Source organism: Paenibacillus sp. JT22N1 (genome assembly GCF_059692155.1).
The window spans coordinates 291,108-316,210 of sequence record NZ_JCAUAW010000005.1 but is presented as its reverse complement, the minus strand read 5'-3'; the positions used below and the strand labels follow the sequence as shown (position 1 = coordinate 316,210).

The following is a 25,103-nucleotide window of genomic DNA, read 5'->3' as shown; positions in this document are numbered from 1 at the left end:
TTCATCCCAAACCTGCATAATTAATTTTCCGTATTCCCAATTCGCTAGTAATCACTCCTGAAGATATTCTTTGCTTTTTAATCCGATACAATACGTATCTTTCCCCGCTGTTTCTATGGTGAAAATATCCGCTTTTTCGTTCGCGGTTTGACAGGCTTGTACAATTACATATTTACCATAAACATCCATCCCAGCAGCGATATTCTTAAAAACAAAAAGGTAAGAAACATCCAAAGAAGTCATAGTCAAGCTAACGTTCTTGAACTCTTGCACCTTATGGTCATTTGGCTCACCTCATAATAACAGTATATGAGCCTGATCGCTTTCAAGCGATCAGGCTTAACGTGTTGATCATCATTTCGTTCTTTCTATGCCGGCATGACACTATCCCTATGAACGGATTGTTTGACAATTTGTTGCCAGGCATGTGTCGCGATACTATCGGGAATATCCACATCGTTCAATGTCAATATTTCACCCTCTTCCAACGGTCGGCGGATTACCGCTCCCGTTAGTAATCCGATCGGCACATGGTCCGGATTCTGCTGCATATTCACGCAAATGCCGCGAACATCAAATGAACCGACACCTCTCTCGATTATTTCACCCGGCTGCAGCTTGCGCTTGGCAACTGCTGCAATCGACACTGTAGGTTGAACACTGTTATTTAGCAATACGCCTCCGCCGCTTAGAACTCGACGGATTGTTTTTACGACTTCCAGATGGCACAGGTGGAACGTTGTATACAACGTATAGAACGGACCATCGCCCAGTTTCAAATATTTTAAATAATCGCGGTGGCGATCGTCATGCTCAGCGGCAATGAACACACCTGCTGGAGATTTGGGCGATAGGATGTAGTCGGAGATCGGGTAACCTAAGCTTTTTGCCTTCAAGGCGAGCGCTTCCGAGCCACTACGGACGTCATCGCACGGCATACCAACCAGACCTGGTTCAGCAATCGATGCGCCAAGACCATTAGCAGTGAGCGCTTGCTCGATCTGTACCTTCGTGCCATCAGTAAATGATACCTGCAAGCCGAGATTGAGCCCCTGCTTGCGAGCCCAATACAACATATCTTCTTTTGAAGGGTTCAGATTCAAAAACCCTTTGATATTTCCGTAAACAAGTGGTTTAAAGCCCATGCTGACGACATTCTCATGAAGTGCCGCTAAGCAGCCCGGCTGATCGCCCTCCGCTTCAGTAATAAACCCTTTACCTGCTAAGTATGAGCCGGTAGTCACCTGAAGATCTGCATTAATCGTGATGACTGGTATACCCGCTTCCATAATGCGCAGAATCGTATTCGTACCGTAAATCACGTCGCCGCAGCACTCAACGATCAAATCGGCGTTGTCGATCAGCTCATCGACCGAATTTGTCAGTCGATCCTTCAACGGATAGTCGGAGCAATGATCAATGTTTCGGCGAGTCAACACCTTAGACACCTTCAAGCCAAGCGCTTTTTCAATTTCAATCACTAATCCTTTCGAAATAAACCCTGTTCCGATTACACCAATACGATTTGTACGTTCCATTTTAATTATTCCTCCTCATTTGTTTTTAACGGCCAACGGCCTTTTTGGTAGTAGATTCCACCCGTTTCCAGGTCTTTGTGTTGAAGCAGAATTGTTTGACGACGCGGGCCGGTGCCCCTACAGCGATACAGTACGGCGGGATCTCTCCCATCACTACGCTGTTTGAACCGATAATCGAGCGCTCACCGATTGTAGAACCAGCAAGCACACACACGTTTTGACCGAGCCAAACGCCTGGTCCGATCTCCGTCGGGGACGTTTCAAGTGCCTGATGCAGATAATGCTTGTCAAGCGGATTCATACCGTGATTGTTATCCGTGATATAAGAGTTGCTTGCAATTAGCGCATCGTCGCCTATCGTGAGAGAAATCGAACCAGAAATGGTTACATTGTGCCCTATAACAACCCTGTTTCCGATTTTCACCACGGTGCCTCTTTCCTCCGGAAGCACTGGATGAGCCTCGACCCGCCCCCCAGGACCGATATATACCCGTTCCCCGATTTCAATATTCTCCGTGTTATGAGGGTAGAACGGAGTAGAAATACACGAATGCTTACCCAAACGTTTGAATAACATTTTGAACCAGAACAGTGTGAGCAGACTGTTCTTCTTATGATGCAAGTTCCTGAAAATAGTGCTTGCTCGAAGCATATCCCTCTCTCCATTCCTGAATCATTCGCTTTAATGCGAAGACACTTTGCCACTCGTTGGATGGTCGCCACCGATTAACGATTGCAGCATCCGATGAATCATCTCTTCCAGATTTTTCACACGTCTTTCATACGATTTAATTGTTGAGGTTTCATCTTGCCAAGCAGCGTACTGTGCAACCAACGCCAATCCTCGCTGGGACTTATGAGCTTCGGAAATCCGACCTTCAAGCTAATCGGATAATGTAAGCAGATATAAATGAACCTGCAAAATCCTGCGCAAAGCAGTGCCCAACCAGCGCCTGTAATACCATAGATCGGAATCAACACGTACATCATCGGCACCGTCACCGCAACACCAATACCGTACATTCCCGTTACGATTCCTGGCTTATTGAGCGCCATGAATACTTGCGATAAAATCATGCAAGCACCGGTTAAAATGACTTCAAAAATGAGAATGCGGAACACTTGAACCGCAGACGCAAATTCCGGTCCGTATATCATCTTCAACACATACGAGGCGATCGGCATAACTGCCCCTGCCGCAAGTAGAGAAATGAAAGTCGATACGCGGAATGCTTTAAGCGTCATCGACACGGCTTCTTCCTTAGGAATCCCTGAGGTTTTGGGAAACAGGATGAGCGATAAGGACTGCGAGAAGATATTCGCCATTCTCGAGAGAGAAACAGCTACTACATACAGCCCAAGCTCAGCTGTTGCCATAAGACGGATTACGATAAGCTGATCGACATACAAACCTATATTGCCGAGCAAATCGACCCCAAATGATCCGACACCGTACCGAACGTTTCGTCTGTACGATTCGGCGAGCCCTTTCAGCTTCGGACGGTAAATACGCAGAAAACGGATCGTCATCCAAAGCGCGACCGGCACATTGGCTACCAAATAAGAGGCGGCTGAGGTAAAGGGCGTCAGTTTGCCGAAGAGCGCCAGTGTCAATAAGGCGGCAAGCGTCAGGATCGGCACGAGATAGCGAGTCAGGTTGAACAACCCGAACTCCTCCCGCGCACGAAGCGTCGCATTGTTGATGAAACTGAATAGCAGCACTGGCGAAGCAGCCATAGAAAACTGTGCAAAGGCAATTACCTGTGGTGAATAATCGTCCAGCCATACCGGAATGAACGTATATCCGACCGTGCAGGCTATAGCCCCGGCTACACAGCTCATAAGAAGCGCAGCCATGTAAAGCCGACCAGCATCTGCCGGATATTTTTTAATGTTGTATAGCACAGCAGAATGGATGCCGAATGTCATCGTGAAGGCAAGGAACTGCGGCCATAGAATAATTGCGGCATTCTCGCCCCGACCGTCCGGACCGAGAAAGCGGGCCGTGAGAATACCTGTGAGCATGTTTAAACCAAGGATAAGTATGGAAACTAAGAAAGCCCTAATGGACGTTGAGGCAGTATCTCCTCCTTTCCATAACCGCTTCAGGAGCGATACATTTCTTCTCCTTCGCAGCGCAATCGATTCATCCACTTTCAAGCCACCTGCCTTTTACGAATTTCACCTCTGCCGCCTCTCATTATTAGCCAAGCAGTTTTAAAGCCTTTTCGCGCTCCAATAATACCTCCATCGCCTGAAGCAGTGGCATACGCAGCTCCTGATTAATAAGTGCAAAATCAAGCGTGGTCAGAATGAACCCCAGCTTTTCGCCGACATCGTAACGGATGCCTTCAAAGTTATATGCATGCACAGCCTGCTGCTTGTTCAGCTTCTGAATAGCATCTGTCAACTGTACTTCGCCGCCAGTCCCCGTTTCCATCAAGTCCAGAAATTGGAAAATTTCCGGCGTTAGCACGTAGCGTCCCATAATCGCAAGATTAGAAGGGGCATGACCAGGTTGAGGCTTTTCGATGAAAGAATTGACGCTGTACAAACGCCCCTTCGATTTGTCGGGATCGACGATTCCGTACCGATACGTCTGATCGTCTGGTACCTGTTGAACACCGATAATCGAAGATCCGGTCGCTTCGTACTGCTGAATAAGTTGCTTCAGACAGGGAACTTGGGAAGAGACAATATCATCGCCAAGCAGCACCGCGAACGGCTCGTCGCCTATGAAACGGCGTGCACACCAGACTGCATGGCCAAGTCCACGCGGCTCCTTCTGACGGATATAGTGAATCTCCACCTTCGAGGACCTTTGTACTTCCTTCAGAAGCTCCATCTTGCCCGCTTCCATCAACTTGTGTTCCAGCTCAAAGGCATTGTCGAAATGATCCTCAATCGAACGTTTTCCTTTGCCTGTAACGATAATAATGTCTTCGATGCCCGATTGTACCGCTTCTTCTACGATATATTGGATCGTTGGCTTATCAATAATGGGAAGCATCTCTTTTGGCATCGCTTTGGTAGCAGGAAGGAAACGAGTTCCCAGCCCTGCTGCGGGTATAATCGCTTTTCGGATAGTTCGCATCGAATTTTCTCTCCTCAACTTGCTTTTTTTCTCTTTCCAGATACATTTTGTATCAACGAAAACGTAATAATACCACCTAATACTAGTTCGAATATCCACCTTTTAAATAACAAGCCGTTATATAAAAGGTATAATAATGCCATCTCGGATGAAAGAGGAGCTTCGGATTTAACTTGACGGCTTCCATCAGCGCCGCAAAACCGGCCTTGCAATCGGATCCGTATTTGACTACTCTATACGAGTAGAATAAGTACCGATATCCTTTCATCAGGTTTTGGCTCCACAAGCCGGCCATCGCTTTTTCGATAATTTTCAGCTCGCTGATCAACACCTTGTCAAACTTTTTAAAACTGTTGCCTTCATGTATACGGTAACTGATCAGGTCTTCATCGACCAGCACAAGACGATCCGTCTTCAAAACGCGAATCCAGAGCTCCCAATCCTCTGCTACCGGTCCCCCTTCACTGCCCCTAAGCTCTGTATCGAATCCCCCAATCTCAAGCAGTCGGGCACGATCAATCAGCACTTGCGAAGGCGTCGCGATCGGATTGGCGATACACATCTGCTTCAGGCTGAAACCCCTGACGCGTTTCATAATTTTACGCAAGCTTTTGCCCTTGTTATCGATGTAAAACCCGTTTGCAACCACTCCAAATGCACGTTCTCTTCCCAAGCGCTCAGCCATTTTTGTAATAGAATCTGGGCTTAGCACATCATCCTGATCCAGCAGCATCACATAGTCGCCACGGGCTGCGAACAAGCCTACGTTGCGAGCCACGGCAGCTCCCTGATTACTTTGCCGCATCACGCGGATGTCTGGAAAATGCTTGGCGATCAACGCGACGGAACCGTCTGATGACCCGTCATCAACAACAATCACTTCTATGTTCAGATACGTCTGGTTTAAAACACTGTTCAGCGTTTGCTGAATAAATGCTTCCCCGTTATAAACCGCTATGACGATGGAAACAAGAGGCGCTGGATTGTCATGCTTCAAGCACTCCACTCCTTCCTAATTGGCTGCCCCTTAATACTTTGCCACCATTGCGGATGCTCGATATACCACTCAATCGTCTCTTCCAATCCAGCCTGAATCGTAAACGTTGGCAGCCAATCGAGTTCCACTTCGATTTTGCTCGGATCAATCGCATAACGACGGTCGTGACCTAGTCGATCCTCGACATATCGGATCATGGATTCGCTCTTGCCAAGCTGTTTCAGAATAGCTTTTACAATGTCGATATTGGTCCGTTCATTATGTCCGCCGATATTATATACCTCGCCATCATGCCCACGGTGCAGTACAGCGTCGATGGCCGCTGCATGATCGTTCACATGCAGCCAGTCACGGATGTTTAGGCCGTCACCGTACACTGGCAGCGGAATACCTTCGAGCGCGTTCGTGATCATGAGTGGAATGAGCTTTTCAGGGAATTGATAGGGGCCGTAGTTGTTAGAGCATCGGGTAATGTTAACAGAAAGTCCGAATGTCTCGTGATAGGCTCGCACCAGCAAATCGGCTGCAGCTTTGGAAGCAGCATAAGGACTATTCGGCAATAGCGGTGACGTTTCTGTAAAAAAATGATCAGGGCCGAGCGATCCGTATACTTCATCAGTCGATACTTGAATGAACTTCCGAATTCCACCAGCCTTTGCAGCTTCCAGCAGCGACTGCGTACCCAGCACGTTCGTTCGAACGAATACCCCCGGATCGCTGAGCGAGCGGTCGACATGCGATTCTGCGGCAAAATTGATGATCACGTCGATCTTATGCTCTCGGATAACATGCGAGACGAGCTCACGGTTCCCAATATCGCCGTGAACAAACGTATATCGTTGGTCTTCCTCTACATCAGCTAAGCTAGCCAAGTTTCCGGCGTATGTAAGCAAATCCAGATTTACAATCCGATATTGGGGATAACGCTCTAACATATACCTAATAAAATTACTACCGATAAAGCCGGCCCCACCTGTTACAAGCAGTCTCATTTCCACGCTTCTTCAACCTCTCTTTTTTAACCAAGTTATGCGCTAGCCTTCGCTTATTTCGTTCCGGATTTCCTCATAAACAAAATTGCTTACGGCATCTTTCAGTCGCGGGTGCATACTATCTTTTTCGGACAAGATAGGTGTTTCGCACGGCCATTGAATGCCGATGTCCGGGTCGTTCCATGCGATCCCTCTGTCATGCTCCTTCGAATAAAATTCATCCACCTTGTAAAGAACCTCCGTATTTGGTTGCATCGTACAGAAGCCGTGGGCAAATCCTTTCGGAACTAGCAGCTGCTTCCCGTTGGAGCGGCTGAGCATGACGCCGATCCATTGTCCGAACGTCGACGAGCCGTGGCGGATATCGACGACCACATCATAAATCTCGCCGGATAGTACCCTTATTAGCTTAGTCTGGGCTTTCGGAGAAAGCTGATAATGAAGTCCCCGAATCGTTCCAGGCTTCCAAGAGATCGATTGATTATCCTGTACGAACCGAAAATCCAGACCCTGCTCCTTGAACACACGCTGGCTATAACTTTCTACGAACTCGCCGCGTTGATCTGCATGCGCCTGTACCTCAATAACAAACACGCCTTCCAGTTTGGTCGCTACGCAATGTATCACACGCCACCTCCATCATTTAATTTACCCCTAAAGCAGTTGCAGGTCATTTGAACAATGCAAGCTTCTTGCCGAACGTCAAGTCGAGAGAATGCCTGCGCAGCAAATCGTTCGCATAGGCTAACGATTCGTGTGTTCCTGCATCCGTCCACCAGCCATCCATCACATCGAATTGCAGCTGTCCTTGCTGAATATACGCATTGTTCACATCGGTAATTTCCAGCTCACCGCGCCCGGATGGCTTTAACGTACGGATGATTTCGAACACTCGGGAATCGAACATGTATATTCCCGTCACAGCATAGCTGCTTTTAGGTATTTTGGGCTTCTCCTCGATCGAAATAATGCTTCTGCCTCGCATCTCCGCCACACCGTAACGCTCCGGATCATCGACTTCCTTCAATAATATTTTGGCGCCTTTCTTAAAGGAAGCGACATAGGGAGCAATATTGTCCGAGAATATATTATCACCTAGAATGACCGTACACAGATCGTTGCCGACGAATGTTGCCGCCAACCCAAGCGCTTGTGCGATCCCACCGGCTTCATCCTGGACCTTGTAGGAGAAAGTGACGTCGAATTCCGAGCCGCTTCCGAGTAGGTTAACGATATCCCCCATATGTTCCCGTCCTGTGACAATCAAAATATCAGTAATATTTGCCTCTTTCAGTTTGTAAATCGCATGATAAACCATCGGATATTTGCCCACCGGCAACAAATGCTTATTCGTAACCTTCGTAAGTGGATAAAGCCTTGAGCCCGTGCCGCCTGCCAGTATGATCCCTTTCATTGCTCCATTCCTCCCTCGGTTTAATAAACCGCCCTTTTAATAGTCAAAGTCAAAGTCTGTTCGCTAATCACTTGAATGATGGAATCCTGCGCACTCTCTTCCAGTGAATGGTAAAGCGGCAAGCACAATACGCGCCCAGCAATATCGCGGGATATCGGCATTGGTCTGTCACCCTCCAGATAAGGAATGGAATCGAGCGATGGATGGAAATAACGTCTAGGAAAAATCTGCTGAGCATGCAGTTGATCCAGAACCCTCAGTAATGTCTCCTCCGAATCCAAAACAATTGGAAAATAATTATAATTTTGGGTGCCGTTTTCATTCCACTTTTGCAATGATAGGCCGGGAAGGTGCTGTAGCCCTTGAACATACTTACGGTAATGTTTCGCCCGTATCGCTTTAATGTTTTCCATATCGTCTAAAACGCACAGCCCCATCGCTGCTTGAAACTCATTCATCTTGGCATTGATTCCGAGCTCATTAATGATCATCAAGTCATCAAAGCCAAAATTGATCATCTTTTTTGCCCTCTCGTATACCGCATCATCTTGGAAAACAAGCGCTCCGCCTTCAATCGAGTGAAACAGCTTCGTGCTGTGAAAGGAGATCATCGAAACGTCTCCGAAACTCAGAACGCTTTGATTCTGGTACTCTACATCGAAAGCATGGGCCGCATCATATACAATCTTCAGGCCATGTTTTTTTGCGATCCGGTCAATTTCGTCCATTTCACACGGATTGCCGAATACATGCGTCACTACAATCGCGGTTGTGTCCGGCGTGATGCGTTCTTCAAGCCGTTTCGGATCGATGTTCAGTGACTCCGAATCGATGTCGGCAAACACCGGATTCAAACCTTCCCATGCCAGAGAGCTGGCGGTCGCTATGAATGAAAACGGGGTTGTCAGCACATCACCCTTAAGACCCAGCGCTTTGTAAGCGATTTGCAATGCAAGGGTGCCGTTTGTCGTAAGCAGCAGATTTTTTACGCCTAAGTATTCAGCAATCTTAGTCTGCAGCTTCTCGACGAATTGCCCCGCATTCGTCAGCCGGCCCGAGTTATATATCTCTTCGACATAGGATTGAAATTTTCTGAGATCGGGTAAATAGGTTTTTGTCACTGGGATCATATTCATCATTCCTATTTCAGAGTTTTAGGACTTCTCAGATCTCGCATGAATATATAACACGCAAATGCATAGAACCGGGGCTGAAACAGCAAGCCCTGATTGTGACGCAGCGCTTTGCCTAGCGATTTCTTTGAAACTGCTAAATCAGCTTTAGCGCTTGCCAAACGGAAAGCGTGATACAAATATCGATAGCTTTTCATCGCATGGATTTGGTTATCGCTAACGCTCCCCCGTTTTCCGTCCAGAACTTTCAATTCGCAGGACAGCATCCGGTCCAGATTTCGTGAAGCGTTGCTGTCATGAATGCGGTAGGACATTAGCATTTCGTCCAGAAATACCAGCTTTCCGCCTGACAGCACAATTCGCAGCATCAAATCCCAATCGTCGGCAATACCAGCGTTTTGCGCATCCAGCCCGCCGAGCAAAAGCACTTTCTGGCGGTTGAAAAGCACCTGAGACGTCGTATAAATCTGGTTTTTGCAAAGCATATCCTTGAGCTTGAGCGTCGGTTTGTTAAATCTGTACATACGCCGGATAAGAGCACCGTACGAATCTATTAATTTCCCATTGACGACCACCCCGCTGCTTTTCGTATCTTGAGCAAGCTTAACCGCCTTGCTGATTAACGTCGGCTCAATTAGATCGTCTTGATCGAGAAGAAGCACATAATCGCCTTTAGCAAGCTTCATTCCCTTATTGCGTGAAGCGGATGCGCCCATATTCTCCTGCTCAAGCACCTTCAGCAACCCTTGCTCCTCATATGGTTTTAGAATGTCGACTGTTCTGTCTTTCGTACCATCGATAATGACGATCAGCTCGATGTTGTCGTAATCCTGGTTCAGCACGCTCTGTACTGTTTCTTCAATATATTTTTCACCGTTATAAACCGGCACGATGACGGATACGAGCGGGTTTGTGTCCGGTTTAGGCTGAACGACTTTCTTTGGTTTGTCCATCATTTGGTTCTTCCACCTTTCTTTGGGCGTATTCAAACAAGAGAATCTTTAGGAATATGTCTTCGACCGTGCAATATTTCAAGATTGTTGACATACCAGCAAAACGGAAAAATCAATTGAATCGTCGAAAGCGTATTGTCCGAGAAGGAGTACACAAAAAATCCGATAATTAATCCAGCAAAATATGGCCTTACGCCCCGAGGAAGCACCTTGTAAACAACTGCGAATACCGCCAACAGCGCAAGGAACAATAGGGATGCCCCAACGATACCGCTGTCGTAATAGAAGCGGATATACTCGTTGTGAGGAACGACAAACCCTTCAAAAATCGAGCCGTCATTGGCGACAATGGAAGAGCCAAGTCCGCGTCCGAAAACCGGCGATTGTTCCGCTCCCTTTAGAAAAAATTCCCATGCTTCCGCCCTGCCGGATAAATCGACGCCGCTGGTATCCGTATTCTCGAACGAACGTTTCTTTAGATTGTCCAACTGCAGATAACCTGCGGCGATAGCCACGACGAAAAATGCAGCCAAAGGGATAATCAACAGCACTTTCCCCCGAAAATAACCCTTAATCAAATCGTATACGTAATAAAGTACAACAGCAGCGGAGGCGATCAGCGGCCCACGGGTTCCCGTCGCTAACAAAATCACGAAGTTCATGCCCGCCATCGCGTAAAAGTATTTAAACCGCTTGGAATTCCGTTTAATTTCGATGATCGATATCAGAAATCCGAGAAATGCCAGCATGGCGAGGTGAGGCGGGATATTCGCCCCCTGCAGCCGAAAGGCTCCTGTGAATTCAATCACATAGAACGGATGTATACCTGTGACATGCAGCATCCATCCGAGTCCAACCGAAATTGGCGCAAGCAGGGGAAGAAGCCCGATTTGCCGCTCCGCCACGGAAGGCTTCCATTTGATCAACAGAAATACAAACGGAATCACGAGACCAATGAAGGCTTTGATCGGTGCCATACGTTCCAAATTATCCGGCCACAACGATCCCGTGTATGTAATGACAACCATAAGTCCTAGAGCCACAATCGGATAAACAAGCTTCATCCGAATGCCATACACGAGCATGGCCGGTAACGTCAGCAGCAGAATTGAGAATTTGTAAAATGATAGTAAATCAAGTCCGCCGACATGAAATTGGATGAGATATTGAATGGAAGGCGCAGCTGAAAGCAGCACGAGATCCGCGGTACGATCCGGTTTCACCAACGCCGCGAATGCGGCAAAAGCTCCGAGTACACCGATACCAGCTAACAGCGGCTGAGCAGTTGAAGCCAATCCTACCGTTACTCCTACAAGCACAAGACAAGTGATAAGCAGCGGCAGCGGCATTCTCACGTTCCAACCTAACGTTCTTCTATCCATATAATTAACTCCTACTTCTGAATTTCAGGTTACTGAATGTACCTCGAATACTTTCACGTCGGCACTTTACTAACAGCCGTCTCCCCTCGCTGTGCAGGAACATGGACTCTCCTAACACATAAAGGACCTTCATGCAGGTTAATAGGAAAAGCTTCAGCTTGGCCGCTGCAGTCCCACTAGCAAACGCATAGGATACGCCTTGAAAATAATACCGCTGAGCAATCCATTCTTTCGTTAAACGCTGGCGCGGAATAAAATGATGAACGGCCATGCCGGGCACATATGTAATCCCACTCTGCTCCTCTTTCAACCGGTCTAACAGCCAGCTTTCCTCTCCTGATAGAAGCGACTCACCCTTTCGCCCCAGCTCCTCCGGAAACGAATGCCGCTCGAAAACGGAGTTTCGAAACGCCATATTGGCCCCGAACGGATACAGTTTATTGGGATAAGGCCTTACCTCATTTCCGAGGTTAACAATCGTATAAGGCAGCTCCAGCGGTTTAATCAGCCAAGACGGACGCTCCGTTTCGAAATTCGGATACACGATACCACCAACGGCAACCGTTCGTGGATCCTGATCAAAAGCTTCTAAAATCGCGGTGATCCAGCCTTTGACCGGTATCGCGTCATCATCCAAAAACGCTAGTATGTTGGAGCTGGATACTCTGACTCCCGTGTTGCGTGCAACCGACAGCCCCTGCTTCCGTTCAAGCACATAATCAATGTCCACGTGTCCGCGGCACTGTTCGATGCATGAGCGAACAACTGCAACCGTATCGTCGGTCGAATTGTTATCCACAACAATTACTTCCGCCTCGTCAATACGATCAAGTTCCGATAGAGCAAGTAGCGTCCTTTCCAACAGAGGGGCACGGTTATATGTACAAATAATAATGGAAAGTTGTTTTTGCATGTCTAGAATGCTCCTTTGGAGCCGATCATCACACCAATGGTCCGAAACAAAATCTTGAGGTCGAACCACAAATTGCGCTCCCGGATATAAGTTAAATCGAGCTCCACCATCTCTTTAAAGCCAACATGGTTTCTGCCGCTAACCTGCCACAAGCCCGTACAACCGGGTATGACACTCAATCTCAGCTTTTCGTAGTCAGAATAAACGGATACTTCATTAGGAAGCGGCGGTCTCGGTCCGACCAGACTCATGTCACCTTTAAGTACATTCCACAGCTGCGGCATTTCATCTAAACTGGTTTTGCGGATCCATTGGCCTACATTCGTTACGCGTGGATCTTTTTTCATTTTGAACATTGCGCCTTCTATTTCATTATGATTCACAAGGCTGCCCTGCATCTGCTCGGCGTTCGTCACCATGGAACGGAACTTGTAAATCGTAAACGGCTTTTCATCCTTACCGATTCGCGTTTGTTTAAAAAAGACCATCCCACGAGGATTTTCCAACTTAATTAGCAGAGCGATAAGCATCAGTAATGGAAGCAGCACGATTAATCCGCCAAGTGATAGTAAGAAATCGGTCAGCCGTTTCATTGTCAAATAGCCCGTTTGGTTTGATTTAGAATCGACCCTAACATTGGCAAATAGCGAATTTCCTTGCGATAGTATTTCAGTTTCATTTCCGCGATTAGTTCCATTCACAATTAAACACCTCTTAATCGGTGATTATAGTAGATTGGGGCATTCAACCCTTCCTCACGTCATACCCTTGACGATGTACGTCTAAGGCTCTGAAGCCCACAGCATGACCGAGTGCCTGCAAGGATATGGGTATAGCAGACTTTACCCTTACCGTTGGCCAATTAGACATTAGCGTTGACGGCAATACGTATTCACTTTATTTGCAGAAATCTTCATTCCCACGGAACGGCTACCTTACGTAAATCTCGCTTACGTATGACTGCTGAAGCTGCCAAGACGGGGAGCAGAAGCTCCTGCTCCGCCTGTTCTACAGATCGAATGCTGCGATCCGACATCCGATGCGCAATCACAGCCATCATCCCAATCGCAATAGAAGACAACAAGGAAACAATCAAACGCATCAACATTCCAGGAGAGACCGGTGCAGGTTCTGTACGTGTCTGAGCTAAATACAGCACTTCCACGTTATCGACTCTCATCAGATCGTAGATCCGAGCCGTAAACAGCCGTGTGATGCCATTCACAACGTCGGCAGCCTTCTGATATGAATGATCCCGCAGAGAAAGCGACAGAAAAGGAAGTCCCCCCAAAAATTCCACCTTCAGTCTGCGGCCCAATTCGTTCGCATCTAAACCCCAATCGGGATTTGCCCTAACAGCATCATCCAAAATAGCAGGGGATGAAATAATGTCCCGATAAGTAGCTCCAAGCCGAACATTCGTCATAAGTACATCCCAAGTGAACTGCTGATTACCGAGCGATACCGGCGTTTTTTTATTCACCAGCATCAGCATTGCTTTTGCCTCATATTCCGGTTTGAAACTATACTGAGAGGCTGTTAAGGTTGTCGCTACAGAGACGGCTGTGATCAACATAATCATCCAAATACGGCTTCGGAATACTCGGTCCCATTTCCATCCGTTCATCCTCAATCTCCTTTAAAGACCTCTCGAAACTGATTTCAGATACATATTGTATCTTATTTATTTCATTTTAAGATACAATATGTATCGAAGTCAAGTGGAATTAAAATCGGCGAGAAGTTATCATTTCGCGCGGCCTAATTAGTCACGGCTTCTTTCGCACTGTAATAAGGACTAGCTTTCGCCGTAACGGAACGGTCGTTGTTGAGCACAGCGCCAATCAGACGTACGCCCATTTTATCCAGTACCGCTTTGACATTCAGTGCTTTTTCTTGCGATACGTTGCCCGAATTCATCACAAGCAACGTCCCGTCGCAGTGCTTTGCCAGCAGGTGTGCGTCGGTTACACCCAATACAGCGGGTGCATCAACAATAACGATATCGTAAAAAGCCCGCAGTTGGTTCATCACCATATCCAGGTGCTCCGATGCCAGCACATCAGACGGGACGCGCTCCGACCCTCCTGCAGTAATGACGCTGACCCCGTTCACAAACGTTTCACAGATCACTTGGCCTATTTCGTAATTGCCGGTCAGCAAATCTGCAAGTCCCTTTCTATTCGGCAGGTTGAAAATATGATGCAGTATCGGACGTCGCAAATTGCCTTCAACGATCAGGACCCTCTTGCCGGCCAACGCATAAGCAGTTGCCAAATTAACTGCCGTGACAGTCTTCCCTTCCCGTGGAGACGCGCTTGTTACCAGAATCGTTTTCACACCTTGGGAAGCTGTGGAATGTTCAATATTGTTACGCAGTGAACGATAGGTTTCCGCAATTGGCGACATAGGACTGAGGTGCGTGAACAGAAACGTTTTAGTGACTAACTTTGACATATGACTGTTCCCCTGCCTTTCTTTGTGTGGTTGAAGAAACCTGCTTCAAAGCATCGCGCTTAATACGTCCGATGACACCTAATGCCGGTACGCCTAACAAACGTTCGATTTCACGTTCAGAACGAATTTTATCGTCCAGCTGCTCCATTAGCAGGGCTACAACAACACCCAGAATCAGCGATACGAAGAAAGCCCCGACTATGACCAATGACTGACTCGTCTGAATTGGCGTAGGACGTTTATCAATCTCTGCTTTGTTCAGTACACGCACGTTATCCACATGCATTAGCTCGCGAATCTGCTTCTCGAACACCTCGGCTGTACTGTTAACTAAGTTGGCCGCTTGGATATAGGAGTTATCGCGTACCGAAATCGTCATCACCTGGGAATTGTTCGCTGATGCCACTTTGATCCGTTTACTTAGTTGTTCCGCTGTCACATTCAGGTCCGGATGCTCCCTCACCACCTGTTCCATAATTGCCGGCGATATCACGATCTCCTTGTATGAGCCAATTAGAATGATGTTGGCTGTGACCGCATCCATATCGATACGCTGTTTGCCCTCCTCATCCGTCACTTTATTAACAATCAATTTCGTGCTAGCCTCATATTCCGGCTGAAACATCAACTTCCCGAATCCTCCTGCAGCCCCGCAGCACACAAGAACAATCACTGTAATTAAAACTATACGCTTGCGAAGTAATTTCATATAATCGAGCAGTTCCATTGCCAGTCTCCTTCCGCCTCTTTGAGCATCTTATCTAAAACAATCAGCTATGTCGCAATTCATTGTTACAAATCGTATCATCAACTATAAAACATTTACCCAACTCGGGAAACTTCAAGCTGGAAATGCAAAATATGGAAGCCCAATACATGCAAATATCTCCTGCCCTGGCATAAAACCAACACAAACATTGACGTCAAGCCCAAGTTACGATGCTTGTTGCATTTCAATGCTTTTTAGCGTTTCGTAGTCTGGTTATCTGCTACTATTTTCGCAATGTGTCATCGCTACCAGGGCAATATCGTTTAATTCCGCCAGTTTACCATACCTATATCTCATGATCCTCCCACCCGCCTTTCTCTAAGCAAATAGATACATTTCGTATCGTCATATCTCGTAATTTACTATATAAATTCCTGTATGTCAACAATTTCTGTGCATTTTAGAAACAAATTGTATCTAAAACCTGTTAAAAATTGGGTGAAATTACTTTTTCATTCCTAGAATGCGAGAACCGACAGCGAGATTGACTACTATCCTATAGTCAATTACGTTGTCGGTTATTTTATGCCTTTAGTTTTGACCAAATGGGGTCATTATCTAAAATAAAAAATGTAACAATTTGGTTATAAAGTTCGTATTCACAGCATTAGTTGCAACCGTAAGCGTGGTGCTAAATGGCGATAAATTTCCTGCGTCATCTTTAGCTCTCACTTTAAAGCTATAAGTTGTGTCTGCATTTAAACCTGTAACATAAAAATTGTTGGTGGTTGATGTTCCAACAAGAGAGTCTCCGCTATATATTTCATATGCAGTAACACCAACAGCGTCCCAGGATTCATCCCAAATTATTTGGACAGAGTTTGTCGTTTTCAAGAAAGTCTCAAGAATCGTTGGCACAGTTGGTTTTTGTGTGTCTGGAATAGTTGTAGGTATTTTTACTTCACTCAAATTCAGCGTACGATTGACGGAAGTTTTATACAAACCATCACGATCAGCTTGCGTATTTTGTATTTTCGTTTCATCTGTAACTTTAATTGGTTCCTTATAATAGTTCCCCCAGGTCATGAACCATGCCCAATTTGTTCCATCAAAATACGAAACAGGAGGCAAATGTCCAATTTCCGCTATAGCAATTGGCTTACCGCCAGAAATAGCTGCTAAATTATCATGATATGATTGTAGAAATGGTTCAGTACCACCGCTGGTTACATTCATATAAAGGTCTGCGCTTAAAATATCGACTTTATCTACACCTACAAAGTACTTCGAATAAGGATCCTCATGAGCCAAATCTTTGGTTGCATTTGCATTCCATACCCATAATAGATTATTTAAGCCGTTTACATTGGTAAACCGATCATACACCATATCCCAAAGACGATCATAGTTGGTCTTCTTCCCCCACCAAAACCATCCACCGTTCATCTCGTGATAAGGTCGAAAAATAACAGGTATGTTCGCATCACGTAATTCTTTCAAATAAACCGCTACTTTATCCATTTCAGCAATCATCCAATTATATTCCGCTGTACCGGGCGTAGTAATACGGTCAAACTCCGCATCAGTTGTAGGCCGGTTCACCGAAGACCAAAGATTAGCAGTTAACGGATAGTTTTGATGCCATGATACAAAAACAATACCTCCGCGATTATGGTGATTGATTGCAGATTCTACGACCTTCTGCCTTTGTGAAGCAAGCGTCGCTTCGTTCTGTCCCTTAATTGCACCCATTTCAAAACCTGCGATAGCAGGATAGTCTCCGTAATCTTTTTTAACTTGATCTGTCCATAAATCAGGTGCTTCTAAGAAGTTATGAATCCCTGTCAAGGTTTTTGTACCAGATACGGAATACAAATAATTTAATAAATCCTTTGCCTCCTGACTTGCATTAGGATTAATAGGTTTTGTATTTTTTTTACTTTCAATATCCTTCCTCTCTTGCGCCGCTTGAAGAGAAGGTTCTGAAGTCATTTTGGCTAGTGTACCGGAGTTCTCTGGGGTTAATTGAGTGATCTCCTTAGGGGTTGCTAAGACTGAAACCTGGGTATTTGCAGGATCAATCCCCCAGTGGACACAGCCTCCTATGAGGAACATTCCTGTAAGAATATAGCCTGTTTTAGTAATCCAACGCAACACGCAAGAAGCACACCCTTCACAAATAATATTGATACGTATTGTATCAATATTGTGGTGACTTTACAAGTTTACTTTATGTTAAAGTGTCTCGAATATACAAAACGAGGTTCGATACATCCGATAAAATAAGGCTTATTAGTTAGAAAAAGGAGAGCTTCTAATCAAGAAGACTCTCCCTTCACTTCTGTTTATGTCGTTTCACTGTCCGAAAATCTCCATACCCTGTATAGCTGGATCACCTGTCACCTTAACAAGCTCCATAGTTAACGTACCATTAGTAATCGTCACACTATAAGGTCCATATTTCTTCCAACCATATAGAGCATTCTGACCAATGGGGGTTGTTGTAACCTGAGTACCTCCCAGTTTAAGATGGAATGCACGGAAATTGGATTGGTAATTTTCAAGCGACCAGATATATACCTGATAGCTTCCATTCGGTAATGGCTGACTGACCGTAAAGTTCCCGCTTGAATAGATGTCTGAATTCAACATGGTACTCGTCGCGCTATCTACCGCAGGAACAGGATTTATTGTTGGCGAATTTGTATAACTGTTTACACCACTTGATAGCGTAATAAGCGGGTCATTTCCTGATATCCAGCTTTGTCCTCCAATTGTAACGGCAGGACCGCCAAAGTTAATGCGACGAGCAAAGCTTGTATTTACAGCATCAGTTGTAACCGTAAGAATGGTGCTAAATGGCGATAAATTTCCTGCAGCATCTTTAGCCCTTACTTTAAAACTGTAAGTTGTATTGGCGTTTAAACCTGTGACATTGAAATTTGTGCTTGTCGATGTTCCTGCAAGAGTGTCATCTTTAAATATTTCATATGCAGTAACACCATTATTATCCGTAGATGCCGTCCATGATAGACTAACAGAGGTTGTCGACTTCGTTTGTACCGTCAGATTCGTTGGTGTTGAAGGTGCCTGCGAGTCGGTTGCAACGGAGGCATAAATCTCCATACCGTGTATAGCCGGATCACCCTTTACCTTAACAAGCTCCATAGTTAACGTACCATTCGTAATCGTCACACTATAAGGTCCATATTTCTTCCAACCATAAAGAGTATTCTGACCAATGGTGGTTGATGTAACCTGAGTACCTCCCAGTTTAAGATGGAATGAACGGAAATTGGATTGGTAATTTTCAAGTGACCAGATATATACCTGGTAGCTTCCATTCGGTAATGGCTGACTGACCGTAAAGTTCCCGCTTGAATAGATATCTGAATTCAACATGGAACTCGTCGCGCTATCTACCGTAGGAACAGGATTTATTGATGGCGAATTTGTATAACTGCGAACACCACTTGATAGCGTAATAAGCGGGTTATTTCCTGCTATCCAGCTTTGACCTCCAATTGTAACGGCAGGACCGCCAAAGTTAATGCCACGAACAAAGCTAGTATTCACAGCTCCGGTTGTAACCGTAAGACTGTTGCTAAATGGCGATAAATTCCCTGCCGCATCTTTGGCTCTAACGGTGAAATTATAGGACACACTCGCTGATAAGCCCGTTACCTTAAAAGTTGTGCTTGCCGTAGAACCAACTAAAACGCCATCTTTATACACATCATAGCCTGTAACGCCTACCGCATCCGTACTCGCGGACCACGATAAGTCTACCGTAGTTGAAGTATTGGAAGGTGAAGTCAAGCCCGTTGGCGCCGTCGGTGCAGTTGTATCGGGAGGCGCGTTTGTAGTTACTGACAACGGAGTGCTTGCCTGTGACACGTTTCCTGCTGCATCCTTCGCTTTGATCGTGAAGGAATAAGCGGTACTCGCTGTCAGACCTGTAACGGTGAAGTTTGTTGTCGTTGTTGTACCTTTTAGGGTAGATCCTTCGTATACGTCATATCCGGTTACTCCTACGTTATCTGTCGAAGCGGTCCACATAAGGTTCACACTTGTGGACGTTTTAGAAGGTGCGGTTACATTCGTTGGTGTTGTCGGTGCTAGGGTATCATTTTGACTTGACTTGTAGATCGCCATACCGTGTAAAGCAGGGTCGCCCGTTACCTTGACAACATCCATGTTAAGAATACCGTCTGCAACTGTCACACTATAAGGTCCGTACTTTTGCCAACCGTTAACAGGCAATAGCCCGATTGGACTAGGTGTAACTTGGACACCTTCCAACTTTAAATTGAACGAGCGAAAGTTCGTTTGGTAATTCTCAAGTGCCCATACATAAATCTGATAACTGCCGATTGGTAGTGGTTGGCTTACGCTGAAGTCGCCCGAAAGCGAATAGATATTGGAATTCAACATATTACTGGTTTGGCTGTCTACCGCAGGATTAGGTGTTAATGCCGGCGAGTTGACGTACTCCAATTTATTTGCTGAATACGTTATTGTTGCGTCACTTCCAGCCAACCAGGTTTGACCCTCCACGATTACAGATCCACCAGCAAAGTTGATGCCTCGTACAAAGTTGGTATTCACCACATCCGTTTTGGCTGAAATAGTAGCGGTGAACGCAGACAAATTCCCTGCTGCATCTTTGGCGCGAACTTTAAACGTATAACTCGTATCCGCCACCAACCCAACCGCGTTATAACTGTTTGTTGGGGATGTTGCTAAAAACACACCGTCTTTATAAACATCGTATCCTGTGACACCGACATTGTCCGTTGACGCAGTCCAAGATAAGAATACAGATGTTGTTGTCTTCGACGAAACAGCAAGGTTTGTTGGTACCGTAGGCGCTTGTGTGTCTGGTGTTGTGCCGATGTTGACCTCACTCAAATTAAGGTTGCGGTTAACAGATGCCCCGAACATATTAGCTCGGTCAGCTTGTGTATTCTGAATAACCGCATCTCCCGTCCATACAACAATTGGTTCTCTGTAATAATCGCCCCACTCTAAGAACCATACAAACCTAGTGGTGTTCAATATAGACTCATTAATAACGTGACCGATTTCCGAGAGGACTACAGGTTTACCGTCAGAAATCGCAACCAACTCGTCATGGTCGCTAGGTCGATAAGGTTCTCCCGTCGGTTTATTAGCATTCGTTACCCACAGATAGATGTCCGCACCTAAAATATCGCATTTGTTTGTTCCCACAAAGTATTCGGGGTAAGGCCTTTCATAAGGGGCATTCTTCGGATTATTCGCAGACCACAACCAAAGCAGGTTGTTTAGACCATAAACATTAGAAAAACGATCATACATGATATCCCATAGCTTGGAGTAGTTCGATCGGCTACCCCACCAAAACCAAGGTGCGTTCATTTCGTGATACGGGCGCATGACAAGAGGGACGTTTGCATCCCTGATCTGTTTAAAGTAAGGAGCTGCACGGTCATACTCCGCAATTAACCAGTTGTATTCGGCTGTTCCTGGGGTTACAAGACTGTCAAATTGAGCCTCTGTTACGTCTGTGTCGTAAACTCCGCCTTGCCATTCAAACGGTTTAAACGCGAAGTTTTGATGCCATGACATATGACAGATACCACCGCGATTGGCGTGGTTAATAACAGCATTGACCGTTGCTTGTCTCATATTGGCCTGGGTTGCAAAGTCTTGACCAAGAAGCGCTCCCATTTCAAAACCTTGCACAGCTGGATAATCCCCGAAATCGTTTTTTACGATGTTCGACCAATAATTGGGATCTTCAAAGAAGTTGTGCATTCCCGTGAGAGTTTTAGTGCCCGATATGGAGTACAAATAATTCAATACGTCTTTAGCTTTTTGACTCGCATTAGGATTAATAGGGGTTGCCATATTCGATCTCCTCTCCTTTATCGTTATTAATGAACCATTACCAGTAATTTTGTTTTATTATCAATCTTATAATATGCACCTCAACCAATTATTGAATGGGTTAATTTGATAGAGAGAATAATAGAGTACAAATTATATTGACAGCAACACCCCTCAAGTGATACGATATGTATCATAAAATGCGCCATTTCGTATCGAAATCGAATGAACAACAGAAAAACTAGGTATTTTATTATTACCCAAGAAAGGTGATTAAGAACATGAGAAAGCAAATGGGCAATGTCCCTGTTCATGTAATTAATACAAAAAAAACACTTGATTTTCTTCAGGCCAGAATTTCACTAAATCAGAAAACTAGAATCTTTTTTATGAATGCTAATTATTATAATGTGGCTCAACGAGATCAAGAATATATACATTGCCTCGATTCGGCAGATCTGGTGCTGAACGATGGCATTGGATTAGATTTAGGAGCTAAAATATTCGGTTTTCATTTCGAAGAAAATATGAACGGCACCGATTTTACACCAGAATTATTAAAAATGGCCAAAAGTTATCAACTAAAGGTCTACTTGTTAGGCGCATCTCCAGGGGTTGCGGAACGAGCGGCAGAGAAAATCAAACAGCAGATTCCGGGATTACAAATTGTGGGAGCACATGACGGATATTTTAAAGATTCCGATGATATGATTAGAAAGATTAACGAATTAAATACGGATGTTCTACTTATCGGGATGGGAGCTCCTTTACAGGAAAAGTGGGTTAGTAAGTACGCTAATCAACTGAATGCAAAAATCATCATTGCGGCAGGGGCTTATTTGGATTTTGCAGCTGAACATGTAAAGAGAGCTCCGAAGTGGTTGAGAGCCATACGAATGGAATGGTGCTTTCGGTTAATCGGTGAACCCAGACGATTATGGAAAAGATATTTAATTGGCAATGTACTATTCTTTATTCATATTTTTAAACATCGGATGAGCTCACAATATCGCAAAGAAGAGGGAACCTTCTAAAAAGAAACTCAGTCCTTTAAAAATAGAAAGAACCTTGACCTACACGGTCAAGGTTCTTTCTATTTTATCTATTAAACCCCCAGCCCGTTCGCGAGCTTGGCGTGTTCCACCGCTTCGATAAGCTTGTCGGCCATGTAGTCGATCATTTCGTCCGTCAAGCCCGGGTAGACGCCGATCAGGAACGTATCGTACATAATTTTGTCAGTGTTCACCAGATCGCTTGCGAGCCGGTATTCGACGCCCTCGAAGGCGGGTTGCTTGATTAGGTTGCCGGCAAACAGCATCCGTGTTTGAACCTTATGCAACTCCAAAAAAGCTGTAATCTGGTTACGCGATAAGCGGCTGCGGTCACGGACTGTCAGGATGAAACCGAACCAGCTCGGATCACTGTCTGGCGTAGCTTCCGGCAGGATCAGATCCGATTCGACTGGCTGCAGCCGTTCTTTTAGGTGGCGGAAGTTAGTCTTCCGGCGCTCAATGAAGTCAGGAACTTTCTTGAGCTGCTCTAGTCCGATGGCTGCTTGCATATCGGTCACCTTGAGGTTGTAACCGAGGTGGGAGTAGGTATACTTGTGGTCGTAGCCCTTGGGTAATTGGCCGAGCTGCCAGTCGAACCGCTTGCTGCATGTGTTGTCGCAGCCCGATGGGCACCAGCAGTCGCGTCCCCAATCTCGGAATGATTCTAGTGCAAGCTTGAGCATCGGGTGGTTCGTGTACACCGCTCCTCCTTCTCCCATTGTCATATGGTGAGGCGGATAGAAGGATGACGTGCCGATATGGCCGAACGTGCCTGTCAGCTGTCCATTATACCTTGCGCCGAGTGCATCGCAGTTATCTTCGATAACCCATAAACCGTATTTATCGGCAATCTGCATAACGGCATCCAAATTAAAAGGATTACCCATTGTATGTGCCAGAATAATCGCCTTCGTTTTCGGTGAAACAGCGCCTTCAATTTGCTCCGAAGAAATATTGTACGTGCCGAGATCAACATCAACAAATACGGGAACGAGTTTGTTTTGTACGATCGGCGCTACTGTCGTAGGGAATCCCGCTGCAACTGTAATCACTTCATCGCCGGGCAGCAGCCGCTTGTTACCGAGCTTCGGTGATGTAAGTGCTGAAACGGCAAGCAGGTTGGCGGATGAGCCTGAGTTTGTCAGCAGCGCGTACCGCACCCCCAGAAAACGAGCGAACTCGCTCTCAAATTTTTTAGCGTGTCGCCCTGCAGTTAGCCAGAAATCGAGGGAGGCGTCCGCAAGCGCGACCATCTCATCTCGATTGTATACTTTGGCGGCATAGCTCAAATTGGTTTCCCCTGGAACAAATGCTTTGGGCATGTGAAATAAATCGTGGAATTCCTCAAATTTGTCGAAGATTAGACGGCGTTTCGCCTCATTCAAGGATGCTTCGTCGATGTCGCCGATATGCACGACCGAAGTCGTCTTTAATTCTTCAAAGGTCCATTCCCTTTTCTGCCTGATATCGAGCTTATAAGATTCTAAATCGCCCGAACATGGGAAAGCGATCACACTTTTCTGTAAAATTTCAACGACAACAAGCAGCTCCTCGTCGATCAATACCACATTTCCTAACTGAAGCAAACCTTTCACCCCTTTAGTGTTTTCGTTTATTTACTGGCGGTCAGCGTTCTATTTTTGAACACCCGATTCAGCTTTCGCTGTGCAGCTACCGTCCAGGCCATGAGCACGTCCTTTAGTGTCAACGTATATGGTGTCTGCAAATAAGCAGCCATGAAATCGTTGGGAGGCAGACGTTTCCCGCCTGCCCGGCTTTCCTGCAGCCACAGGTAAGCGACGGTTTTTTTGAACATTTTCCTATCCGTATATTCGCATGCGAACCAAATTCTCGTCTGTCTGTAGCACGTATCGAGATAACGGGCTTTATCGCTAATCGTGATTGAGCCGTCGTGCATCCGAAAGAAGCACAGCGGGTCATCGACGTAGCCGACTTTATTGTACTGTGCGGCCGTCAGCAAATAGAGCAGGAAATCAGGGCCCGCTCCATGACTGTCGAAGTCGGTAATGCTTGGCGACGGGATGCTAAACTGGTAGTTGGCCCTCATATCCTTCAGCCGGAATATGGCGCAGCCGGGAGATAACGGAACATTCTCCCCTAATAGCGCCTTCTTAAGGTACGCTATCGACGTATAGGTGCCAGTACGTGGAGCATACCGATAGAAAATCTCGCCTTCCTTGGACGAAGGACCCATCCATACGGAGGTAAAGACGAAGCCTACCTCCTTGTCCTCGAGAAGAGGCAGCGTTTTTTCAAGAAAATCCGGCTCCATTTCATCGTCGGAAAAAAGAATTTTTCCATATGTACCCCTGGCTTTCTCCATGCATCTGGCGATATTGCGGACAGGTCCGATGTTGTCCTGGTTGCGGAACACCCGCACCCGGGCATCCTCAGCCTCGAAGCGCTGGCAAATTTCATATGTCCTGTCCGTACTGGCGTTATCGACAACCACGACTTCCAAATCCGTCATCGTCTGCCGAAGCGCCGACCGAATACAGTCAGCGATGAACAGTTCGCGGTTATATACCGGAATGAGGATACTTACTTTCGGACCTGCCATTCGATCAACCCCACCAT

General features: G+C 46.0%; 22 protein-coding genes. 1 reads left to right on the top strand and 21 read right to left on the bottom strand.

Annotation, left to right across the window (positions count from 1 at the left end):
- Positions 1-51: 51 nt before the first annotated feature.
- The 19 genes from AC58UU_RS12555 to AC58UU_RS12465 form a co-directional block, all read right to left on the bottom strand.
- A complete protein-coding gene (locus AC58UU_RS12555; RefSeq protein ID WP_497316012.1) occupies positions 52-243 on the bottom strand; it encodes a hypothetical protein in 192 nt (63 codons plus the stop codon).
- Between the two features lie 125 nt (positions 244-368).
- Positions 369-1,538, bottom strand: a complete 1,170-nt coding sequence (locus AC58UU_RS12550; RefSeq protein WP_497316010.1) for an SAF domain-containing protein — start codon at positions 1,536-1,538, stop codon at positions 369-371.
- A gap of 25 nt (positions 1,539-1,563) precedes the next feature.
- Positions 1,564-2,160 carry an acyltransferase gene (locus AC58UU_RS12545; RefSeq protein ID WP_497316008.1) on the bottom strand — a complete coding sequence of 199 codons (597 nt, stop codon included), beginning with the start codon at positions 2,158-2,160 and terminating at the stop codon, positions 1,564-1,566.
- A 146-nt stretch (positions 2,161-2,306) separates the two neighbouring features.
- Positions 2,307-3,692, bottom strand: coding sequence for a lipopolysaccharide biosynthesis protein (locus AC58UU_RS12540; RefSeq protein ID WP_497316257.1), 1,386 nt, complete (start codon positions 3,690-3,692; stop codon positions 2,307-2,309).
- Positions 3,693-3,741: 49 nt separating this feature from the next.
- On the bottom strand, positions 3,742-4,632 hold the full coding sequence (gene galU, locus AC58UU_RS12535) for a UTP--glucose-1-phosphate uridylyltransferase GalU (protein ID WP_497316006.1): 891 nt from the start codon (positions 4,630-4,632) through the stop codon (positions 3,742-3,744).
- Positions 4,633-4,714: 82 nt separating this feature from the next.
- Positions 4,715-5,629, bottom strand: coding sequence for a glycosyltransferase family 2 protein (locus tag AC58UU_RS12530; protein ID WP_497316004.1), 915 nt, complete (start codon positions 5,627-5,629; stop codon positions 4,715-4,717).
- Positions 5,626-6,621: a dTDP-glucose 4,6-dehydratase gene (gene rfbB / locus AC58UU_RS12525; RefSeq protein WP_497316255.1), complete on the bottom strand. Its 996-nt coding sequence runs from the start codon at positions 6,619-6,621 to the stop codon at positions 5,626-5,628. Before rfbB ends, AC58UU_RS12530 begins: the two co-directional genes overlap by 4 nt.
- Positions 6,622-6,663: 42 nt before the next feature.
- Positions 6,664-7,245, bottom strand: coding sequence for a dTDP-4-dehydrorhamnose 3,5-epimerase (rfbC, locus tag AC58UU_RS12520; RefSeq protein ID WP_497316253.1), 582 nt, complete (start codon positions 7,243-7,245; stop codon positions 6,664-6,666).
- Positions 7,246-7,291: 46 nt separating this feature from the next.
- Positions 7,292-8,035: a sugar phosphate nucleotidyltransferase gene (locus AC58UU_RS12515; RefSeq protein WP_497316002.1), complete on the bottom strand. Its 744-nt coding sequence runs from the start codon at positions 8,033-8,035 to the stop codon at positions 7,292-7,294.
- Between the two features lie 20 nt (positions 8,036-8,055).
- Positions 8,056-9,174, bottom strand: a complete 1,119-nt coding sequence (locus AC58UU_RS12510) for a DegT/DnrJ/EryC1/StrS family aminotransferase (RefSeq protein ID WP_497316000.1) — start codon at positions 9,172-9,174, stop codon at positions 8,056-8,058.
- A gap of 2 nt (positions 9,175-9,176) precedes the next feature.
- Entirely contained in the window at positions 9,177-10,124 is a 948-nt protein-coding gene (locus AC58UU_RS12505; RefSeq protein WP_497315998.1) for a glycosyltransferase family 2 protein, read from the bottom strand.
- A gap of 29 nt (positions 10,125-10,153) precedes the next feature.
- The gene (locus AC58UU_RS12500; protein WP_497315996.1) at positions 10,154-11,503 is read right to left on the bottom strand and encodes an O-antigen ligase family protein; all 1,350 of its coding nucleotides are present in this window, start codon (positions 11,501-11,503) and stop codon (positions 10,154-10,156) included.
- Positions 11,504-11,507: 4 nt separating this feature from the next.
- On the bottom strand, positions 11,508-12,416 hold the full coding sequence (locus AC58UU_RS12495; protein WP_497315994.1) for a glycosyltransferase: 909 nt from the start codon (positions 12,414-12,416) through the stop codon (positions 11,508-11,510).
- Between the two features lie 2 nt (positions 12,417-12,418).
- Entirely contained in the window at positions 12,419-13,084 is a 666-nt protein-coding gene (locus AC58UU_RS12490) for a sugar transferase (protein ID WP_497316252.1), read from the bottom strand.
- Between the two features lie 245 nt (positions 13,085-13,329).
- Complete coding sequence (locus AC58UU_RS12485; RefSeq protein WP_497315992.1) at positions 13,330-14,043, bottom strand: YveK family protein; 714 nt, start codon at positions 14,041-14,043, stop codon at positions 13,330-13,332.
- A gap of 134 nt (positions 14,044-14,177) precedes the next feature.
- Entirely contained in the window at positions 14,178-14,873 is a 696-nt protein-coding gene (locus tag AC58UU_RS12480) for a CpsD/CapB family tyrosine-protein kinase (RefSeq protein WP_497315990.1), read from the bottom strand.
- Positions 14,854-15,600, bottom strand: a complete 747-nt coding sequence (locus tag AC58UU_RS12475) for a YveK family protein (RefSeq protein WP_497315988.1) — start codon at positions 15,598-15,600, stop codon at positions 14,854-14,856. The genes AC58UU_RS12480 and AC58UU_RS12475 overlap by 20 nt, the downstream gene beginning before the upstream one ends.
- Before the next feature lie 600 nt (positions 15,601-16,200).
- On the bottom strand, positions 16,201-17,739 hold the full coding sequence (locus tag AC58UU_RS12470; protein WP_497315986.1) for a glycosyl hydrolase: 1,539 nt from the start codon (positions 17,737-17,739) through the stop codon (positions 16,201-16,203).
- A gap of 198 nt (positions 17,740-17,937) precedes the next feature.
- Entirely contained in the window at positions 17,938-21,474 is a 3,537-nt protein-coding gene (locus tag AC58UU_RS12465; protein ID WP_497315984.1) for a fibronectin type III domain-containing protein, read from the bottom strand.
- 260 nt (positions 21,475-21,734) lie between these two features.
- Between AC58UU_RS12465 and AC58UU_RS12460 the strand changes: the two genes are divergently transcribed.
- Complete coding sequence (locus AC58UU_RS12460) at positions 21,735-22,487, top strand: WecB/TagA/CpsF family glycosyltransferase (protein WP_497315982.1); 753 nt, start codon at positions 21,735-21,737, stop codon at positions 22,485-22,487.
- Positions 22,488-22,558: 71 nt separating this feature from the next.
- Here AC58UU_RS12460 and rfbH read toward each other — a convergent pair whose 3' ends face one another.
- Together rfbH and AC58UU_RS12450 are read right to left on the bottom strand one after the other, a co-directional pair.
- Complete coding sequence (gene rfbH / locus AC58UU_RS12455; protein ID WP_497315980.1) at positions 22,559-24,091, bottom strand: lipopolysaccharide biosynthesis protein RfbH; 1,533 nt, start codon at positions 24,089-24,091, stop codon at positions 22,559-22,561.
- A gap of 26 nt (positions 24,092-24,117) precedes the next feature.
- Complete coding sequence (locus tag AC58UU_RS12450; RefSeq protein ID WP_497315978.1) at positions 24,118-25,086, bottom strand: glycosyltransferase family 2 protein; 969 nt, start codon at positions 25,084-25,086, stop codon at positions 24,118-24,120.
- Positions 25,087-25,103: the final 17 nt, after the last annotated feature.

What these genes read in the sequence shown, in the direction of transcription:
- AC58UU_RS12555 (WP_497316012.1), bottom strand. Translation starts at nt 243, where the DNA reads ATGACTTCTTTGGATGTTTCTTACCTTTTTGTTTTTAAGAATATCGCT.
- AC58UU_RS12550 (WP_497316010.1), bottom strand. Translation starts at nt 1,538, where the DNA reads ATGGAACGTACAAATCGTATTGGTGTAATCGGAACAGGGTTTATTTCG.
- galU (WP_497316006.1), bottom strand. Translation starts at nt 4,632, where the DNA reads ATGCGAACTATCCGAAAAGCGATTATACCCGCAGCAGGGCTGGGAACT.
- rfbB (WP_497316255.1), bottom strand. Translation starts at nt 6,621, where the DNA reads ATGAGACTGCTTGTAACAGGTGGGGCCGGCTTTATCGGTAGTAATTTT.
- AC58UU_RS12515 (WP_497316002.1), bottom strand. Translation starts at nt 8,035, where the DNA reads ATGAAAGGGATCATACTGGCAGGCGGCACGGGCTCAAGGCTTTATCCA.
- AC58UU_RS12510 (WP_497316000.1), bottom strand. Translation starts at nt 9,174, where the DNA reads ATGATGAATATGATCCCAGTGACAAAAACCTATTTACCCGATCTCAGA.
- AC58UU_RS12505 (WP_497315998.1), bottom strand. Translation starts at nt 10,124, where the DNA reads ATGATGGACAAACCAAAGAAAGTCGTTCAGCCTAAACCGGACACAAAC.
- AC58UU_RS12500 (WP_497315996.1), bottom strand. Translation starts at nt 11,503, where the DNA reads ATGGATAGAAGAACGTTAGGTTGGAACGTGAGAATGCCGCTGCCGCTG.
- AC58UU_RS12495 (WP_497315994.1), bottom strand. Translation starts at nt 12,416, where the DNA reads ATGCAAAAACAACTTTCCATTATTATTTGTACATATAACCGTGCCCCT.
- AC58UU_RS12485 (WP_497315992.1), bottom strand. Translation starts at nt 14,043, where the DNA reads ATGAACGGATGGAAATGGGACCGAGTATTCCGAAGCCGTATTTGGATG.
- AC58UU_RS12480 (WP_497315990.1), bottom strand. Translation starts at nt 14,873, where the DNA reads ATGTCAAAGTTAGTCACTAAAACGTTTCTGTTCACGCACCTCAGTCCT.
- AC58UU_RS12475 (WP_497315988.1), bottom strand. Translation starts at nt 15,600, where the DNA reads ATGGAACTGCTCGATTATATGAAATTACTTCGCAAGCGTATAGTTTTA.
- AC58UU_RS12465 (WP_497315984.1), bottom strand. Translation starts at nt 21,474, where the DNA reads ATGGCAACCCCTATTAATCCTAATGCGAGTCAAAAAGCTAAAGACGTA.
- AC58UU_RS12460 (WP_497315982.1), top strand. Translation starts at nt 21,735, where the DNA reads ATGAGAAAGCAAATGGGCAATGTCCCTGTTCATGTAATTAATACAAAA.
- AC58UU_RS12450 (WP_497315978.1), bottom strand. Translation starts at nt 25,086, where the DNA reads ATGGCAGGTCCGAAAGTAAGTATCCTCATTCCGGTATATAACCGCGAA.